This window comes from Mycobacterium sp. 155, from assembly GCF_000373905.1.
In the GTDB taxonomy this organism is placed as follows: domain Bacteria; phylum Actinomycetota; class Actinomycetes; order Mycobacteriales; family Mycobacteriaceae; genus Mycobacterium.
In genome coordinates, this window is sequence record NZ_KB892705.1 from 4,332,026 (window position 1) to 4,347,002 (window position 14,977).

At 68.0% G+C, this 14,977-nt stretch carries 18 protein-coding genes; 13 read left to right on the plus strand and 5 right to left on the minus strand.

Going from position 1 to position 14,977, the window contains the following annotated elements:
- Positions 1 to 14: 14 nt before the first annotated feature.
- The 5 genes from B133_RS0120645 (at position 15) to deoC (ending at position 2,586) form a co-directional block, all read left to right on the plus strand.
- Positions 15 to 479, plus strand: a complete 465-nt coding sequence (locus tag B133_RS0120645; RefSeq protein ID WP_018603744.1) for a helix-turn-helix domain-containing protein — start codon at positions 15 to 17, stop codon at positions 477 to 479.
- Positions 480 to 492: 13 nt separating this feature from the next.
- Positions 493 to 1,128 (plus strand): hypothetical protein, encoded by a 636-nt coding sequence (locus B133_RS0120650; RefSeq protein WP_018603746.1) that lies wholly within the window; start codon positions 493 to 495, stop codon positions 1,126 to 1,128.
- A 63-nt stretch (positions 1,129 to 1,191) separates the two neighbouring features.
- Positions 1,192 to 1,476 (plus strand): DUF2516 family protein, encoded by a 285-nt coding sequence (locus B133_RS0120655; RefSeq protein WP_018603748.1) that lies wholly within the window; start codon positions 1,192 to 1,194, stop codon positions 1,474 to 1,476.
- 4 nt (positions 1,477 to 1,480) lie between these two features.
- Complete coding sequence (locus B133_RS0120660; protein WP_026256694.1) at positions 1,481 to 1,909, plus strand: DUF2599 domain-containing protein; 429 nt, start codon at positions 1,481 to 1,483, stop codon at positions 1,907 to 1,909.
- Positions 1,909 to 2,586, plus strand: coding sequence for a deoxyribose-phosphate aldolase (gene deoC / locus B133_RS23080; protein WP_018603752.1), 678 nt, complete (start codon positions 1,909 to 1,911; stop codon positions 2,584 to 2,586). Before B133_RS0120660 ends, deoC begins: the two co-directional genes overlap by 1 nt.
- A 9-nt stretch (positions 2,587 to 2,595) precedes the next feature.
- Here the strand turns inward: deoC and B133_RS0120675 are convergent, their stop codons facing one another.
- From B133_RS0120675 to B133_RS0120690, 4 genes are read right to left on the minus strand one after another with little or no spacing between them, the layout of a single operon-like run.
- Positions 2,596 to 3,483: a DUF2993 domain-containing protein gene (locus tag B133_RS0120675; RefSeq protein WP_018603754.1), complete on the minus strand. Its 888-nt coding sequence runs from the start codon at positions 3,481 to 3,483 to the stop codon at positions 2,596 to 2,598.
- Positions 3,480 to 4,295: a carbon-nitrogen hydrolase family protein gene (locus B133_RS0120680; protein WP_018603756.1), complete on the minus strand. Its 816-nt coding sequence runs from the start codon at positions 4,293 to 4,295 to the stop codon at positions 3,480 to 3,482. The genes B133_RS0120675 and B133_RS0120680 overlap by 4 nt, the downstream gene beginning before the upstream one ends.
- A 5-nt stretch (positions 4,296 to 4,300) precedes the next feature.
- Positions 4,301 to 5,101 (minus strand): class I SAM-dependent methyltransferase, encoded by an 801-nt coding sequence (locus B133_RS0120685; RefSeq protein WP_018603758.1) that lies wholly within the window; start codon positions 5,099 to 5,101, stop codon positions 4,301 to 4,303.
- Between the two features lie 23 nt (positions 5,102 to 5,124).
- Positions 5,125 to 5,631, minus strand: a complete 507-nt coding sequence (locus B133_RS0120690) for a DUF2505 domain-containing protein (RefSeq protein WP_018603761.1) — start codon at positions 5,629 to 5,631, stop codon at positions 5,125 to 5,127.
- 26 nt (positions 5,632 to 5,657) lie between these two features.
- Between B133_RS0120690 and B133_RS0120695 the strand changes: the two genes are divergently transcribed.
- Both B133_RS0120695 and B133_RS0120700 read left to right on the plus strand, forming a co-directional pair.
- Positions 5,658 to 6,722, plus strand: coding sequence for a UDP-N-acetylmuramate dehydrogenase (locus B133_RS0120695; RefSeq protein WP_018603763.1), 1,065 nt, complete (start codon positions 5,658 to 5,660; stop codon positions 6,720 to 6,722).
- 45 nt (positions 6,723 to 6,767) lie between these two features.
- On the plus strand, positions 6,768 to 8,054 hold the full coding sequence (locus B133_RS0120700) for an Ig-like domain-containing protein (RefSeq protein ID WP_198291098.1): 1,287 nt from the start codon (positions 6,768 to 6,770) through the stop codon (positions 8,052 to 8,054).
- On the opposite strand, the gene B133_RS0120705 is transcribed toward B133_RS0120700, so the two are convergent.
- Complete coding sequence (locus tag B133_RS0120705) at positions 8,055 to 8,804, minus strand: SDR family NAD(P)-dependent oxidoreductase (protein ID WP_018603767.1); 750 nt, start codon at positions 8,802 to 8,804, stop codon at positions 8,055 to 8,057.
- Between the two features lie 272 nt (positions 8,805 to 9,076).
- Here B133_RS0120705 and B133_RS0120710 point away from each other — a divergent pair, with 272 nt between their 5' ends.
- The 6 genes from B133_RS0120710 (at position 9,077) to regX (ending at position 14,970) form a co-directional block, all read left to right on the plus strand.
- Complete coding sequence (locus B133_RS0120710) at positions 9,077 to 10,327, plus strand: ROK family protein (RefSeq protein ID WP_198291099.1); 1,251 nt, start codon at positions 9,077 to 9,079, stop codon at positions 10,325 to 10,327.
- 18 nt (positions 10,328 to 10,345) lie between these two features.
- Complete coding sequence (gene mshA, locus B133_RS0120715; RefSeq protein WP_051088072.1) at positions 10,346 to 11,683, plus strand: D-inositol-3-phosphate glycosyltransferase; 1,338 nt, start codon at positions 10,346 to 10,348, stop codon at positions 11,681 to 11,683.
- Complete coding sequence (locus B133_RS0120720) at positions 11,680 to 12,189, plus strand: YbjN domain-containing protein (RefSeq protein WP_018603773.1); 510 nt, start codon at positions 11,680 to 11,682, stop codon at positions 12,187 to 12,189. The genes mshA and B133_RS0120720 overlap by 4 nt, the downstream gene beginning before the upstream one ends.
- Before the next feature lie 4 nt (positions 12,190 to 12,193).
- Complete coding sequence (locus B133_RS0120725; protein ID WP_018603775.1) at positions 12,194 to 12,946, plus strand: phosphoglyceromutase; 753 nt, start codon at positions 12,194 to 12,196, stop codon at positions 12,944 to 12,946.
- Between the two features lie 132 nt (positions 12,947 to 13,078).
- The gene (locus B133_RS0120730; protein WP_026256697.1) at positions 13,079 to 14,266 is read left to right on the plus strand and encodes a cell wall metabolism sensor histidine kinase WalK; all 1,188 of its coding nucleotides are present in this window, start codon (positions 13,079 to 13,081) and stop codon (positions 14,264 to 14,266) included.
- Between the two features lie 17 nt (positions 14,267 to 14,283).
- Positions 14,284 to 14,970 carry a two-component sensory transduction protein RegX gene (gene regX / locus B133_RS0120735; RefSeq protein WP_018603779.1) on the plus strand — a complete coding sequence of 229 codons (687 nt, stop codon included), beginning with the start codon at positions 14,284 to 14,286 and terminating at the stop codon, positions 14,968 to 14,970.
- Positions 14,971 to 14,977: the final 7 nt, after the last annotated feature.

The window sequence follows — 14,977 nt, forward strand, 5'->3', positions numbered from 1 at the left end:
AAACGAGGCTCAACATGTCGCAGGACGAGAATCTTGCCGCTGTGGTGAGCAGTGCGGCATCGGACATAGGCAGTTTCATCCGCAGCCAGCGTGAAGCGGCACAGGTGTCCGTGCGCCAACTTGCCGAGAAGGCCGGCGTCAGCAATCCCTACCTCAGCCAGATCGAGCGGGGACTGCGCAAGCCGTCGGCCGACGTGCTCAAGGAGATTGCCAAGGCACTGCGGGTCTCTGCCGAGGTGCTCTACCTGCGGGCCGGAATCCTTGAACCCACCGAGGGCAACCAGGTCCGCGATGCGATCGTCGGTGACACCGCGATCACCGAGCGGCAGAAGCAGGTGCTGCTCGACATCTACACGTCTTTCTGTCAGCAGAACGAGGGCAGCGAAGACCCGGCAGAGGGGGTTCCGGCACCGCAGGAGACAGTGCCGGAAACGCCTGCCGAAACGCAATCACCCCCGTCATCAACTGCAAGCATCTGAAAGGAAATTCGATATGACCGAGAAGGCCCAGCCCACCGTCGAGGACCTCAAGGCTCCGTTGTTCGCCGCCGTCGGCGCCGCCGATCTGGCCCTGGCCACCGTGAACGAGATCATCGCGAGCTTGCGTGAGCGCGCCGAAGGGGCCCGCACCGACGCCAACAGCCGTGTTGGGGAGAGCCGCGCCCGCCTGACCAAGCTGCAGGAAGACCTGCCGGCCCAGTTCGAGGAGTTCCGCGAGAAGTTCACCTCCGAGGAACTGCGCAAGGCCGCCGAGGGCTACGCCGATCAGGCCACCGCGACCTACAACAAGCTCGTCGAGCGTGGCGAGGCTGCCCTGGAGCGCCTGCGCACCCAGCCGGCGATCGAAGAGGCCGCCAGCCGTGTCGAGGAGTACACCGACCAGGTCACCGAACTGACCCAGGACGCGCTGGGCACCGTGGCGTCGCAGACCCGCGCCGTCGGCGAGCGTGCCGCCAAGCTGGTCGGTGTCGAGCTGCCGAAGAAGGCCGAGGAGGCGGCTCCCGCCAAGAAGGCCACCCCGGCCAAGAAGGCCACCCCTGCCACCCCGGTCGCCCCTGCCGCCAAGAAGGCCACTCCGGCCACTGCCGCCAAGAAGGTCGCCCCCGCCAAGAAGGTGACCCAGAAGTAATTCGGTCCCGACCGGGATGCCCGGTCGTTCGCGCTGACGATGACGCCCGCATAGGGTGGTGAGGTGTCACTTGCCAACCTTGCGGGCGTCATTGTTGCCGTCATCGTGATCGCGGTCTTCGTCGTCGGTCTGTACGCCTTCGTACACGCGGCGATGCAGCGGCCTGACGCCTACACCGCGACGGGCAAACTCACCAAGCCCGTGTGGCTGGCCATCATCGGCGTGGCGCTGCTCCTGGAACTGCTGATGCGTGATGCCTTCGGAGCCGCCATCGCCGCCTGCGCCAGCGGTGTCTACCTCGTGGATGTGCGCCCCAAACTGCTTGAGATCCAAGGAAAGTCACGGTAAGGCGATGCGCTCACCGATGGCCGCACTCGGTGCAGCCGGCTTCGCCCTGTCCGGGCTGCTGACCCTGGCGCCGGTGGCACTGGCCGATCCCGATCCGGTCGCTGCGCACCCGTACGTCGACCACGTCGAATGGGCCAAGTGGGGTGGTGACCTCTCGAGCCTGCGTGTCTATCCCAGCGCACTGGCCCGTCGACTGGCTGCTCAGCCCGGCACCACCGCGCAGGCCGACGAGGCGTGGGCCGAGGTGCTGGCTCTGTCGCCGGACGCCGACGTACCCGGCATGCGTGCGCAGTTCCTGTGCCACTGGACCTTCGCGGAGATCATCGAGCCCGGTAAGGCCAGCTGGAACCTGGAGCCGTGGCGGCCGCAGGTGTCGCCCGAGCAGATGGTGGCGGCCAGGTGCAATCCCGGCGGCGCCGAGGAGCCGTTCTGATGAGCGGCTACACCCGCGCCCACGTGGCGGGGCTCGTCGACCACACGTTGCTCAAACCCGAGGCAACCGCCGCTGACATCGTCGCGCTGGTGGGCGAAGCGGCCGAACTCGCAGTGTTCTCGGTGTGTGTATCACCGCCGTTCGTGCCGCTCGCCCGGGCCGCGTGCCCGGAAGGTCTGGCCGTCGCCGCGGTGGCCGGATTCCCGTCGGGCAAGCACCTCTCGGAGATCAAGGCCGGGGAAGCCGATCTGGCCGCCGCGGCCGGTGCCGCCGAGATCGACATGGTCATCGACGTCGGGGCGGCCCTGGCCGGTGACTTCGAGGCGGTGGCTGCAGACGTGGCCGCCGTCCGGTCCGCAGTGCCCGCGGCGACGCTGAAGGTGATCGTGGAGTCCGCGGCGCTGCTGGAGTTCTCCGGTGAGCGATTGCTACTCGACGTGTGTCGCCTCAGCGAGGAGGCCGGTGCGGATTTCGTCAAGACCTCCACGGGGTTTCACCCCAGCGGCGGCGCTTCGGTGCGGGCGGTCGAGCTGATGGCCGGTGCGGTGGGCGGGCGGCTCGGCGTCAAGGCCAGCGGCGGCATCCGCACCGCGCAGCAGGCCGTCGCGATGCTCGAGGCCGGCGCCACTCGCCTGGGCCTGTCCGGGACCCGTGCGGTGCTCGACGGCCTCGGTTAGCAGGGCGGCTCACAACTTCGCGAAGCAGGGATCCTCGGAGCCCTTGGGCATCGACGCGTTCTGCGTCGAATACCGCGCGTTCACACCGTTGTCGGTGACCTGCACGCTGTCGGCGTGGATACCCATCGGGTAGTTATCGGTCAGCTGGCTGGTGAAGCTGTCCAGGATCGGCTGGATGGTTTCACGCGGCCACGACAGCCCGACCGCCTTCAGCTCGATGATCTGCAACGCGATGCCCTTGTCCGCTACCACCGGCCTGGCCGTGATGGTGCCGAGCATGCTCTTGAGCTGGATGGTGCCCGCGGCGGCATTCGTCGACACGTCGGAGATCGCCGAGCCGAGGAACGGCAGCTGGACCATGTTGGCCGCTGTCTGGCGAAGCCCGTCGAGAGACCATGTGATGTCGGCGGTCAACGATCCGACCGTGCCGCTGGAATCGGCCGTCTCCTGGATCCGCACATCCTTGATGCCCAGCACCACCTTCATGCCCTTGGCTTCACGGATCTGGTTGCCCGCGGTCACGATGTTGATGTTGGTGTAGCGCCCGGTGGCGTGCTGCCACAGGAACGGCGGCAGCGGGTCGAACGACGCCTTGGCGTCGTCCTGCACGACACACGCGACGACGCCTGCGACAACGCTGTCGGCGCGCTTGCGCGCGTACAGCTCGCCGCCCAGCAGTCCCGCGGCGACCAGTGCCAGCACGATCACCACGACCAGCACGATCGACAGCGGATCGGACAGCAGTTTCTTGATCTTCGATGCCGCCGACGGATCCGGTTTGGGTGCGGCGCCGGGTGGCGGGGCCTGGTATCCAGGTGGCGGGGCCTGTGGTGGCTCTGCGCCCCCGGACGGCACGGGTGGGGACTGGTCGGTGGGGCGAGCCCAGGGATCGGTCACCCCGCCGATTGTGCCCTACCGATCTGAGCGAGCTCTGAGCGGTTCTGGAGCACCGCGATGCTGTCGCGGGCGCGCTGCGCGGCGTCGAGGTCGACATCGACGACCAGTAACTCGGCGTCGGCGCCGGCGGCCGCCACCACCTCACCGGTGGGCGAGGCGACGATGCTGCCACCCACCCCGGTCGGACCGTACTTGGCGATCTCGTCGCCCGGATAGGGCTGGTCCACCGCGGCGACGAACCCGGTGGTGTCCAGCGCCCGGGCACGCGCCAGCAACGTCCACTGATCCAGTTTGCCCGGTCCCGACGCCCACGAAGCGTGCACGGTGATCAGCTGTGCGCCGCGGCGGGCCAGTTCGACGAACAGTTCGGGGAAGCGAATGTCGTAGCACGTGGTCAACCCGACCGTCACCCCGTCGACGGTGATGGTCGCCAGCTCGAAACCCGGTGCGACAGTTTTGGACTCGGCAAAACCGAACGCGTCGTAGAGGTGGATCTTGTGATAGTGCGCCGCCACCGACGGCCCCGTCGCCAGCAGGGTGTTGGTCACCCGGCCGCCGTCAGCGGGTGCGAACATGCCGGCCACCACCACGATCCCGGCGGCGGCGGCGATATCGCGAACGCTATTGGCCCACGGACCGTCCAGCGGTTGCGCGATCGGAGCCAACGGCACCCCGAAGCGGCACATGGTGGCCTCCGGAAAGAGCACCAGTCGGGCCCCGTCGGCCGCGGCGCGGCGCGTATAGGACTCGACGAGCTCGAGATTGGCCGACGGATCGGTGCCAGCGGCGACCTGCGCCAAGGCGATTCGCATGGATATCAGGGTAGTGGTGCGACGGTCATCCATGGCACCGTCAGCACCCCGTCGCGCATCCGGCGCCGTGGCGGTTCGACCGGAAAGCCCCCGAAGTCCTCGTCGCGCAGCAATTCCAGCATCGCCCGCCAGCGCATCCGCGGCCCGAAAACCCCGTGCCCGGCCACGCTGGCCCAGGCCAGATCCGCGGCGCCGAGCAGCGCGTGGATGGGCTGGCCCGGCACGTTGTGGTGGATGAGCACCTTCGGCAGGCGCTCGGCCAGATCCGACGGCCGCTCGATGCTGAAGGGATCGCAGGCCAGGGTGAGGCTCACGGGCCGTTCGGCGTCGAGCAGCACCCAGCAGCACAACCTGCCCAGCTCGTCGCACGTGCCATCGACGATCAGCCCGCCTGGGGCAAGCCGGCGCTGCATCGAGGTCCATGCGTCGGGCACCGCGTCGACCGGATACTGCCGCAACACGTTGAACGCCCGGACCAGCACCGGGCGCAGGCCGGCCAGCTCGAAGCCGCCGAGCGTGAATTCCACGGACGGATCTGATCCACGGAACGCCCGGGCGCTCGCCACCCGCTCGGGGTGGATCTCCAGGCCGACGACGCGGACGTTCGCACGCAAGGCCCGCAACCGCGTCGCCAGCTCGAGGGTGGTGACCGGCAACGCGCCGTAGCCCAGGTCCACCACCAGCGGGTCGACCGCGGCCCCGAGCGCCGTGCGTACCCGGGCCGAATGCACTAGCCACCGATCACTGCGGCGCAACCGGTTGTACCCCGTGGTGCCCCGCGTGATCGCCCCGACGGGCCGGCTCATGGCTGCTGACGCTACCGCCGCGCTCAGTTGTTCTCGGTGATCCACACCGTGGTGAAGCGCTGTTCGGCGGTCAGCAGATCCACCAGCTGGCCACCGATGAAGCTCTCGATCTTGCCGCCCACCAGTGGCACGTTCACTTCGATGCTGAGGGCCACCGAAAGTTGGGAGCCGCTGCCGGCCCGGGAGAGCACTCCCGACCCGTCCAGGTTCACCGGAGCCCCGATGATCACGCCGCCCACGGTGCCGGTGGATTGACCGTCGCGGACCGGTTGCCAGTGCTCCTCGCGGCGGATCCGCAGATCACCGGGGTGAAACTGAGACACCAGCGCAGGCAGCCCTTCGGCACGCAGCACGTGGCTGGTGATGACGTCGACGTGACCGTCGTCGGTGACGGTCAGCTCGTCGAGCGTGGCGTCGTCGGCCCCGAAATTGTTCAGCCGGGCCCGCCAGTACCGCTCCGTGCAGAAAGCCTTGTGCACCTGTTCGACGCCGGCGGGATATTCGGTGGCCATGTCGAATGATCGCGGCATAGCCGGTCACGTTACCGTTACCGGCCGTGGCCAGTTCGTATGTCGCAGGGGTGGCGGTCGCCGAGTCGGTCCCGCTGGCGCCGTTGACCACGCTGCGGGTCGGGCCGGTGGCGCGCCGGGTGCTGACGTGCACCAGCACCGAACAACTTGTCGGTGTGCTGCGCACGGTCGACGATCCGATCCTGGTGCTGGCCGGCGGCTCGAACGTGGTGCTCGCCGATGATCTGACCGACACCGCACCCGAGCTGATCGTGGTGCGGGTCGCCAACACCGAGGTAACTGTCGAGGACAACATCGTGCGGGCCGAGGCCGGCGCGGTGTTCGACGACGTGGTGGTGACGGCGCTGGCGCACGGTCTGGGTGGGCTGGAATGCCTGTCCGGGATACCTGGATCGGCCGGGGCCACGCCTGTGCAGAACGTCGGCGCTTACGGAACCGAGGTTGCCGACAGCATCCGGAGAGTGCGCCTACTCGACCGGCGCAGCGGTGAAGACCGTTGGGCCGCACCGGAAGAACTGCGGTTCGCGTACCGGACCAGTGTGCTCAAGCACTCCGACGCGGTCATCGTGCTCGAGGTGGAATTCGAACTGGACCCCGAGGGGCGCAGCGCCCCGCTGCGCTACCGGGAACTCGCCAACGCCCTCGGTGTCGAAACCGGTGAGCGGGCAGACCCGCTGCTGGTGCGGGAAATCGTGCTCAAGTTGCGGGCCGGCAAAGGCATGGTGCTCGACGCGCACGACCATGACACGTGGAGCGTCGGATCGTTCTTCACCAACCCGGTGGTGTCTGCGGCCGACTTCGACGCGTTGCGGAAATCGGCCGACGTGCCGCATTACCCGGCCCCCGACGGGGTGAAACTCGCTGCCGGCTGGCTTGTCGAGCACGCGGGCTTCGGCAAGGGGTTCCCCGGCGACGGCGCCCCGGCCCGGTTGTCCACCAAGCATGCGCTGGCTCTTACCAACCGGGGCGAAGCGACAAGCGCCGACGTGATTGCGCTGGCCAGAAGGGTGCAGGCGGGGGTTCGCGAGGCGTTCGGGATAGATCTCACACCCGAACCGATTCTGATTGGCTGCTCCCTGTCGGTACCCTAGGTCGACGTGAGCTCCGCCGGTTTTTTCCAGGTCCCGGCGCCGGTGATGAACCGGCGGCGGGCTCTGTCCACGCTTGCTTTCGGAGTGGGTGCAAGTGTGCTGGCAGCGTGCTCGGGAAACTCGACGCCTGAGTCCGCGCCGGCGGCCGCCCCGGCGACCCCGACGGTGACGTATCAGCCCGGTGCTGACGCGAAAAATGTGATCCCGACCGCCGCGGTGGGAGTCCAGGTCGCAGACGGCTGGTTCCAGACCGTCACCCTGACCAACCCGGACGGCAAAATCGTGGCCGGAGCGCTCAACCGCGACCGCACCGCCTACGCGGTCACCGAACCACTTGGCTACGGCATGACCTACAAGTGGTCCGGGTCTGTGGTGGGGCACGACGGCAAGGCCGAGCAACTGCAGGCCAAGTTCAAGACCATCGACCCGCAGAAGCAGGTCAACGGGCAGTTCCAGCTCTCCGACGGTCAGGTGGTCGGGGTGGCCGCTCCGATCATCCTGCAGTTCGACGCGGCGATCAGTGACGCGGACAAGGTCACCGTCGAGAAAGCACTCAAGGTGACCACCGATCCCCCGGTGGAGGGGAGCTGGGCCTGGCTGCCCGATGAGTCCGCGGGCTCACGGGTGCACTGGCGCACCCGTGAGTACTACCCGTCCGGAACCAAAGTCAGCGTCAACGCCCCGCTCTACGGCGTCAAGTTCGGCGACGGTGCCTACGGGGCCGCCGACTCCACGCTGAACATCGAGATCGGCCGTCGTCAGGTGGTCAAGGCCGACGCGACCAGCCACCGCATCCAAGTGATCAACGACGGGGGCGTGCTGTTCGACTTCCCGTGCAGCTACGGCGAGGCCGACCTGCCCCGTAACGTCACTCGCAGCGGCACCCACGTCGTCACCGAGAAGTACGCCGACTTCTACATGTCCAACCCGGCCGCGGGCTACAGCAACGTCCACGAGCGCTGGGCCGTACGGATCTCCAACAACGGGGAGTTCATCCACGCCAACCCCGCCAGCTCGGGTGCACAGGGCAACACCAACGTCACCAACGGTTGTATCAACCTGTCGACCGACGACGCCGAGCAGTACTTCCACACCGCGATGTACGGCGACCCGGTGGAGGTCACCGGTACGTCGATCAAGCTGTCCTACGCCGACGGCGACATCTGGGACTGGGCGATCGACTGGGACGAGTGGGTGTCCATGTCGGCAATCAACAACAAAAAGCCGCCGGAGATCCCGGTGAGCGCCCCGGCGACGCCCACCGATGCCCCGACCCTGTCGGGCACCCCGACGACCACGACGCCGCCGCCGGCCCGGGGGCCGGGCGGCTAGTCACCTCCGCCGGTTGAACCGGGTGGCCGAGGCTTGATCTCGCGGCCGGATCACGATCTGGTCCAGGTCGACGTGGCTCGGGCGGGACGCGACGAAACCGATCACCTCCGCGATGTCTTCGGCGACCAGCGGTGTGACCCCGGCATAGACGGCGTCGGCCCGTGCCGCATCGCCGCCGAAGCGCATCAGAGAGAAGTCGGTGTGCACCATGCCCGGTGCAATCTCGGTGAGCCGCACCGGTTTTCCCAGCAGCTCACCGCGCAGGGTGCGGTGCAGGGCGCTCTGCGCATGCTTGGCGGAGGTGTAGCCGCCACCGCCGTCGTAGATCTCGAGCGCCGCGATCGAGGTGACCGTCACGATCAGCCCGTCGCCAGAGGCTTCCAGAGCGGGCAGCAGCGCGCGGGTGACCCGTAGCGTCCCCAGCACGTTGGTCTCCCACATCCAGCGCCAATGGTCCAGATCCGCCGCGGCCACGGGCTCCAGGCCCCTGGCCCCGCCTGCGTTGTTGACCAGCATGTCGACTCGGTCCAGTCCGGCCGCCAGCGCGTCGACCGCGTCGTCGTCGGTGACGTCCGCCACGATCGCCGTACCCCCGATCTCGGCTGCGACGGCCTCGATCCGGTCGGCGCGGCGGGCCACGCAGACTACGTGAAATCCAAGGGCGGCAAGGGTTTTGGCGGTCGCGGCGCCGATGCCCGCGCTGGCACCGGTCACCACCGCCACCCGGCGGTCGTTGTGCGGAGTGGTCATCTGCCCAACCTTAATTGGCGTGCTAAGTTCTCCGTATGTCTCGGAGTTCTCAGGCTGCCATCGCGCGGCGTGCGTGTTGTTGTCGCGCACCCCGCCGCGCCTGATTCGAACCCGGACGTCGTTTTCCCGTCCTACTGAGTCGCCAGGTGTGGCCCCTGCCCACCCGCCGACCTCCCGTAAGGACATTTCACGTGACCACCGCAACTGCCGCTGCCCGCACCGCCGCTCCGCTGCGTCGTCCCACCCGCGGTGGCAGCGCGCACGCCAAGCGCGTGCTGACTCCCGCAAGTGCCCGCTACCCGCAATCGCGGCTGCTGCACATCGTCGCGCCGTCCCTCAAGGTCGCCGATGCGGCCGCGGCTTCGGTGTTCAGTGCCGCGCGGATGCGCGGCCCGGTCGCCCGTGACGTCATCGCCCAGCACACCCAGCTGAGCATCGCCACGGTGAATCGCCAGGTGACCGCCCTGTTGGAGGCCGGTGTCCTGCGCGAACGCGCCGACCTCGCCGTTTCTGGTGCCATCGGGCGCCCGCGGGTGCCGGTCGAGGTCAACCACGAACCGTTCCTCGCCCTGGGCATCCACATCGGTGCTCGCACCACCTCGATCGTGGCCACCGATCTGTTCGGCCGCACCCTCGACGTGGTCGAGACCCCGACGCCGTCCGGGACCCAAGCCGCGGCGCTGGCCACCCTGGCCTCCAGTGCGCGCCGCTATCTGAGCCGCTGGCACCGCCGTCGCCCGCTGTGGGTCGGCATCGCTTCCGGCGGCGTCGTCGACAGCACCACCGGCTATCTGGACCATCCTCGGCTCGGTTGGCACGACGCCCCCGTGGGGCCGGTGCTGGCCGAGGCGCTGGGCCTGCCCGTGTCGTTGGCCTCCCACGTCGATGCGATGGCGGGCGCCGAGCTACTGCTGGCCGTCCGCCGACCGGCCGCCGAGACCGGCCAGGCCAGGACCAGTCTGTACGTGTACGCCCGCGAAACCGTGGGCTACGCGCTGTCCATCGACGGCCGCGTGCATTCCCCCGCCAGCGGGCCGGGAACCATCGCCGGCCTGCCCGCGCAGTCCCAATTACTAGGCGGCACAGGGCAATTGGAATCGACGGTGAGCGACGAGGCCGTGCTCACCGCAGCCCGCAAGCTACGCATCGTGCCTGCCGACGGGCCGGCGTCGACCCTGCCGGCAGTGCTGCGCGCGGCCCGCGCCGGCAACACACAGGCCGTCGAGCTGTTGACCGATCGGGCCCGCGTGCTCGGTGAAGCCGTCGCCCTGCTGCGCGACATGCTCAACCCCGACGATCTGGTCGTCGGCGGCCAGGCCTTCACCGAATACCCCGAAGGCATGGCCGCAGTGGAGTCGGCATTCGCCGACCGGTCGGTGCTGGCGTCGCGCGATATCCGCGTGACGGCGTTCGGTAACCGGGTACAGGAAGCCGGCGCGGGCATCGTGTCACTGGCCGGGCTGTACACCGACCCGATCGGTGCCATGCGGCGCGCTCAGACCCGCCGATCTGCAGCGGGGTAGGGGTGTAGACATAACGGTGTGCGCCTAACTCCAGACGGTTCCGACGTTTCCCAACAACGGCCGCGCTCCGACGGGCCGCGTCGGGTCGCGGTGCTCTCCGTGCACACCTCGCCGCTGGCTCAGCCCGGCACAGGTGATGCCGGCGGAATGAACGTCTACGTGCTGCAGACGGCCCTGCAACTGGCCCGCCGCGGCGTCGAAGTGGAGATCTTCACCAGGGCCACGTCCTCGGCCGATGCCTCGACCGTCGTGGTGGCCCCCGGAGTGCTGGTGCGCAACGTGGTGGCCGGCCCGTTCGAGGGTCTCGACAAGTACGACCTGCCTACCCAGCTGTGCGCGCTCACCGCCGGGGTGTTGCGTGCCGAGGCCACCCACGAACCCGGCTATTACGACGTCGTGCATTCGCACTACTGGCTGTCCGGACAGGTGGGCTGGCTGGCCAGGGACCGCTGGGCGGTGCCGCTGGTGCACACCGCGCACACCCTGGCCGCCGTCAAGAACGCCGCCCTGGCCGAGGGGGACTCGCCTGAGCCGCCGCTGCGGGCAGTGGGCGAACAGCAGGTGGTCGACGAGGCCGACCGGCTCATCGTCAACACCGAAAACGAAGCGCAGCAACTTGTTTCGCTGCATCAGGCCGATCCGACGCGCATCGATGTGGTGTATCCGGGCGTCGACCTCGACGTATTCACCCCGGGGGACCGGCACGCCGCCCGAGCGGCTCTGGGGCTGGCTGCGGGTGAGCAGGTGGTGGCCTTCGTAGGCCGGATCCAGCCGCTCAAGGCGCCCGACATCCTGCTGCGGGCGGCGGCCAAGTTGCCCGGTCTGCGCGTGCTCGTCGCCGGCGGGCCGTCCGGGTCCGGTCTGGCCGAGCCCGACACCCTCGTTCGGCTCGCCGACGAATTGGGTATAACCGATCGGGTGACGTTCCTGCCACCACAGTCGCGGGCCGAGTTGGTCAATGTGTACCGCGCTGCCGATCTTGTTGCCGTGCCGAGCTATTCGGAGTCGTTCGGCCTGGTCGCCATCGAGGCGCAGGCCTGCGGGACACCCGTGGTGGCCGCCGCGGTCGGCGGACTGCCCGTCGCCGTGCGCGACGGTGTCTCCGGCGCCCTGGTCGACGGGCACGACATCGACGACTGGGCCGCGGCGATCGACAACGTGTTACAGCGTGATCCGGTCGTGTTGAGCCGGGCCGCCGAGGCGCATGCCGACGGATTCTCCTGGGCGCACACGGCCGACGCACTGCTGGCCAGCTACACCCGGGCGATGAGCGATTACCGGTCCCGGGAGGCCCGGCCCGCCGCGGCGCGCCGGTCCGGCCGCAGGTTCTCGATGCGGCGGGGTATCCGGGCATGACGGTGCAGCAACTGATCGAGGACACCCTCGACGAGCACGGCCTGGAATACAGCCGCCACCGCGGAGCGCACGGCGGACCGCCCGGTCTGGTGGTGGCGCTGCCGGGGGAGCGCAAGCTCAAGACCAACACCATTCTGAGCATCGGCGAGCACTCGGTACGGATCGAGGCGTTCGTCTGCCGCAAGCCCGACGAGAACTTCGAGGGCGTCTACCGGTTCCTGCTCAAGCGCAACCGCCGGCTCTACGGCGTTGCCTACACCCTCGACAACGTCGGAGACATCTATCTGGTGGGCCGGATGCCGTTGGAGGCCGTCACTGCCGACGAGATCGACCGCGTGCTCGGACAGGTGCTCGAAGCCGTCGATTCAGACTTCAACACCCTGCTGGAGCTCGGTTTTCGGACGTCGATCCAGAGGGAGTGGGACTGGCGGGTGTCGCGCGGTGAGTCGCTGCGCAACCTCAAGGCATTCGAGCATCTGATCGACGGCGACCACAAACCGCTGTGAAAGGATGACCGTCATGCCGACGCTGATCTTGCTCCGCCATGGTGAGTCCGACTGGAACCAGAAGAACCTGTTCACCGGATGGGTGGACGTCGACCTCACCGAAAAGGGCCGCGCAGAGGCGATCCGCGGTGGCGAACTGTTGGCCGAGCAGGGTGTGCTGCCCGACGTGGTGTTCACGTCGCTGCTGCGTCGCGCCATCAACACGGCGAACCTCGCGTTGGACAAGGCTGACCGGCATTGGATCCCGGTGCAGCGGGACTGGCGGCTCAACGAACGCCACTACGGTGCGCTGCAGGGACTCGACAAAGCGGCCACCAAAGAGAAGTACGGCGAAGAGCAGTTCATGGCGTGGCGGCGCAGCTACGACACGCCGCCACCACCGATCGAGAAGGGCAGCGAGTTCAGCCAGGACGCCGATCCGCGGTACGCCGATATCGACGGCGGGCCGCTGACCGAATGCCTCAAGGACGTGGTGGCCCGATTCGTGCCGTATTACGAGTCCACGATCGTGCCCGAGTTGCAAGCCGGCAAGACCGTACTGATCGTCGCCCACGGAAACTCGCTGCGCGCGCTGGTCAAGTACCTCGACGGGATGTCGGACGACGAGATCGTCGAGCTGAACATCCCGACCGGTATCCCGCTGCGCTACGACCTGGACGAGAGCCTCAAGCCGCTGGTGGCAGGCGGGGAGTACCTGGATCCCGAGGCCGCTGCCGCGGGTGCGGCCGCCGTCGCAGCCCAGGGCGCCAAAAAGTAAGTCCGGACATTCGGCAAACAGCCGGTGAACACCGGTAAACATAGACCGAACTGTTGTGTTTGGCTGTGTGACTTGTCCCGATTTGGCTGCACGCTGCTGGGATGACTTTCACCGGATGCGTACGATTTTTGCGTGGGTGTTGTGTCGGCGCTATTGCTGACTGTGATCGTCGCAGCGCTTGCGTTGGCTCTGGGGCTGGGTATCGGAGCCGGGCTGATACCTCGGATCAGGGCCAGGAGAGATCTGCGGGCCGCCGACGAGGCCGGTCTGACCGTCTCGCAGATGCTGCAGCACATCGTGTCGCTCTCACCGGTCGGCATCGCGGTGGTCGACACGTTCAACGACGTGGTCTACACCAACGACCGGGCCGATGAGCTGGGCGTGGTGCGAGACCGCTTGCTCGACGAACGGGCCTGGCGCGCTGCCGAACAGGTGTTCGCCACCGGTCAGGACATCGAGGTCGACCTCTCACCCCGCAAGGTGGCCAACCCGGGCCGGTCGGGCATCTCGGTGCGGGGCACCGTCAAACTGCTCACCGATCACGACCGGCGGTTCGCCGTTGTCTACGCCGACGACCAGTCCGAGCACGCGAGAATGGAAGCGACTCGGCGTGATTTCGTGGCCAACGTCAGCCACGAGCTGAAGACCCCGGTGGGCGCGCTGGGCGTGCTGGCCGAAGCCCTGTTGGCCTCGGCCGACGACCCTGACACCGTGCGGCACTTCGCCAACAAGATGGTCGCCGAATCACACCGGCTCGCCGACATGGTGGGCGAGCTCATCGAGCTGTCCAGGCTGCAAGGCGGGGAACGGCTGCCCGACCTGGACGCCGTCGACGTCGACACCGTGGTGGCCGAGGCGCTGTCCCGGCACAAGGTGGCCGCCGACAACGCCGACATCTCCATCACCACCGACGCCCCGACCGGTTACCGGGTCCTGGGCGACGAAGCCCTGCTGGTGACCGCCATGGCCAACCTGATCTCCAACGCGATTGCCTACTCGCCCAACGGTTCCAGCGTGTCCATCAGCCGCCGCCGGCGCGGCGGAAGCGTCGAGATCGCGGTGACCGACCGCGGGATCGGCATCGCCAAGGCCGACCAGGAGCGGGTGTTCGAGCGGTTCTTCCGGGTGGACAAGGCGCGATCGCGGGCCACCGGCGGCACCGGACTCGGGTTGGCCATCGTCAAACATGTGGCGGCCAACCACAACGGAACGATCCGGCTGTGGAGTCAGCCGGGAACCGGGTCGACGTTCACGTTGTCGATCCCGGCCTACCCCCATCACGACCAAGACCACGATGAATCCGACGATGTAGCCCAATGAGAGGACCAAATACTTCGATGACCAGCGTGTTGATCGTTGAGGACGAGGAGTCGCTGGCCGATCCCCTGGCGTTCCTGCTCCGCAAGGAGGGTTTCGAGACCACCGTCGTGGCCGACGGTCCTTCCGCCCTGGCCGAATTCGAGCGTTCCGGCGCCGATATCGTGCTACTGGACCTGATGCTGCCGGGAATGAGCGGCACCGACGTCTGCAAGCAGCTGCGGTCCCGCTCGAGCGTGCCGGTGATCATGGTGACCGCCCGTGACAGTGAGATCGACAAGGTCGTGGGGCTCGAACTGGGCGCCGACGACTATGTCACCAAGCCGTATTCGGCGCGTGAGCTGATCGCGCGGATTCGGGCCGTGCTGCGCCGCGGATCGGACTCCGACGACACCGCATCCGGCGACGGCGTGCTGGAAGCCGGCCCGGTCCGCATGGATGTCGAACGCCACGTGGTCAGCGTCAACGGTGAGCAGATCACCTTGCCGCTGAAGGAATTCGACCTGCTCGAGTACCTGATGCGCAACAGCGGCCGAGTACTCACCCGCGGTCAGCTCATCGACCGCGTGTGGGGTGCCGACTATGTCGGCGACACCAAAACCCTTGATGTACATGTCAAGCGGCTGCGATCCAAGATCGAGGCCGATCCGGCCAACCCGGTACATCTGGTCACCGTGCGCGGGCTTGGTTACAAGCTGGAGGGCTGAGGCCGGC

Bases quoted from the DNA above. Each gene is read 5' to 3' on its own strand.
- B133_RS0120645 (WP_018603744.1), top strand. From the start codon at position 15: ATGTCGCAGGACGAGAATCTTGCCGCTGTGGTGAGCAGTGCGGCATCG.
- B133_RS0120650 (WP_018603746.1), top strand. From the start codon at position 493: ATGACCGAGAAGGCCCAGCCCACCGTCGAGGACCTCAAGGCTCCGTTG.
- B133_RS0120660 (WP_026256694.1), top strand. From the start codon at position 1,481: ATGCGCTCACCGATGGCCGCACTCGGTGCAGCCGGCTTCGCCCTGTCC.
- deoC (WP_018603752.1), top strand. From the start codon at position 1,909: ATGAGCGGCTACACCCGCGCCCACGTGGCGGGGCTCGTCGACCACACG.
- B133_RS0120680 (WP_018603756.1), bottom strand. From the start codon at position 4,295: ATGCGAATCGCCTTGGCGCAGGTCGCCGCTGGCACCGATCCGTCGGCC.
- B133_RS0120685 (WP_018603758.1), bottom strand. From the start codon at position 5,101: ATGAGCCGGCCCGTCGGGGCGATCACGCGGGGCACCACGGGGTACAAC.
- B133_RS0120690 (WP_018603761.1), bottom strand. From the start codon at position 5,631: ATGCCGCGATCATTCGACATGGCCACCGAATATCCCGCCGGCGTCGAA.
- B133_RS0120700 (WP_198291098.1), top strand. From the start codon at position 6,768: ATGAACCGGCGGCGGGCTCTGTCCACGCTTGCTTTCGGAGTGGGTGCA.
- B133_RS0120705 (WP_018603767.1), bottom strand. From the start codon at position 8,804: ATGACCACTCCGCACAACGACCGCCGGGTGGCGGTGGTGACCGGTGCC.
- B133_RS0120720 (WP_018603773.1), top strand. From the start codon at position 11,680: ATGACGGTGCAGCAACTGATCGAGGACACCCTCGACGAGCACGGCCTG.
- B133_RS0120725 (WP_018603775.1), top strand. From the start codon at position 12,194: ATGACCGTCATGCCGACGCTGATCTTGCTCCGCCATGGTGAGTCCGAC.
- regX (WP_018603779.1), top strand. From the start codon at position 14,284: ATGACCAGCGTGTTGATCGTTGAGGACGAGGAGTCGCTGGCCGATCCC.